General features: G+C 66.8%; 1 protein-coding gene. It reads left to right on the top strand.

The window, feature by feature from the left end; all coding sequences use genetic code 11:
- Nucleotides 1-126 precede the first annotated feature (126 nt).
- Nucleotides 127-1,536, top strand: a complete 1,410-nt coding sequence (locus QM019_RS12640) for an IS1380 family transposase (RefSeq protein WP_282828767.1) — start codon at nt 127-129, stop codon at nt 1,534-1,536.
- Nucleotides 1,537-1,682 lie beyond the last annotated feature (146 nt).

Here is a 1,682-nt window from a genome sequence, read left to right as displayed (position 1 = left end):
CTTAGCCTCGATCCACCGATGGGGAGGCTTGCTAAGTTGGCGTCGTAACGCAGAAATGCCCCTCTGACCAGGAAGAATAGAGGTTGTCTAAGATCCTATTTCCCGAGTCTGAGAGGCATCTCGTAGGTGCAATTCAAGCATGCTCCCGTTGCCGTGTCGGCTGTGTTCGATGATCCGAATCTCGTGTCGGTCGCGGGGCTGGTCCCGATGCTCCGTCTTGCCCGTTCTGCGGGGCTTGATGAGCTCGCGCAGTCGCGATTGAGCGTCCCGACGGACAAGGGTGCGAACGCCGGCGGCAAGGTGATGGCGCTGGTCGCGGGGATGCTCGCTGGCGCGGACTCGATCGACGACATGAATCTGCTGCGTCATGGCGGGATGGGCCGGTTGTTCGATCGGACGTATGCACCGTCGACGCTGGGCTCGTTCCTGCGGGAGTTCCGGTTCGGGCACGTCCGCCAGCTCGATGCCGTCGCCTCACGGACGCTGGTGAACCTCGCATCGGCCGCGCCGCTGCTGCAGATCCGGGACGGTGAGCGGGTGATGGTCGACGTGGACGACACGATCATCGAGGTCCACGGGTATCAGAAGCAGGGAGCGTCGTTCGGGTACTCCGGCGTCCGCGGCCTCAACGCCCTCGTCGCGACAGCGTCGACGACGACCTCAGCGCCGGTGATCCTCGCCCAGCGGTTGCGGCAGGGGAAGACCGGTTCCCCGAAAGGCGCGGCCAGGATCATCGCCGACACCCTCGCCACGCTTCGCCGCATGGACCTGGGCAGCAGTGTTCGGCCGTTGCTGCGGGCGGACTCCGCGTTCTACGGCCACGCCACCATCGGCACCGCGATCAAGGCCGGCGCGGACGTGTCCGTCACCGTTCGGATGGACCCCGCGGTGAAGACGGCGATCGCGACGATCCCCGAGGACGGGTGGGAGACGATCGAGTACCCGAACGCGATCCGTGACGAGGTCACGGGCCGGTGGATCTCGAAGGCCGAGGTCGCCGAGGTGCCCTTCACAGCGTTCCGTTCCCGGAAGAAGGCCGAACGGGTTGAAGGACGACTGGTGGTCCGACGGATCCCAGACCTGAACCCCAAGCAGGTCGAGCAGCCGACCTTGTTCGACAGCTACCGGCACCACGCGTTCTTCACCACCACCGACAAGCAGACAATGGGAACCGTCGCGGCGGACAAGACCCACCGCGGGCACGCGATCATCGAGCAAGTTCACGCCGACCTGAAGGCGGGCCCGCTCGCTCACCTGCCCTCGGGAGTGTTCACCGCGAACAGCGCATGGCTCGTCCTCGCCGTGATCGCATTCAACCTCACTCGCGCCGCTGGACTCATCGCCGACCGAGGCGGGCGGCTCGCCCGGGCAACGACCGCGACGATTCGCCGCACCCTCATCTCAGTGCCGGCACGACTGGCACGGACGGCGCGCCGCATCATCCTGCACCTGCCGGACGCCTGGCCCTGGCAGACCGCGTTCGACCGACTCTTCACCGCGACGCACGCACCACCACCACCGGCCGCGGCCAGCTGACCACCGCCGCCACCAGCGGCACGACCGAGAACGAAGTGGACAACCGGGATGAGACGCCCGGAACTCACCCCTGCCCGCAGCCGATCACGCCGCGCCCATCACGCCGACGCCACCCGCCGAAGGCTCATCGGTGGATCGAGGCTTAG

The sequence above is a fragment of the Gulosibacter sediminis genome (genome assembly GCF_030011715.1).
Classification (GTDB): domain Bacteria; phylum Actinomycetota; class Actinomycetes; order Actinomycetales; family Microbacteriaceae; genus Gulosibacter; species Gulosibacter sediminis.
This window is presented reverse-complemented; position numbering and strand designations above follow the sequence as displayed.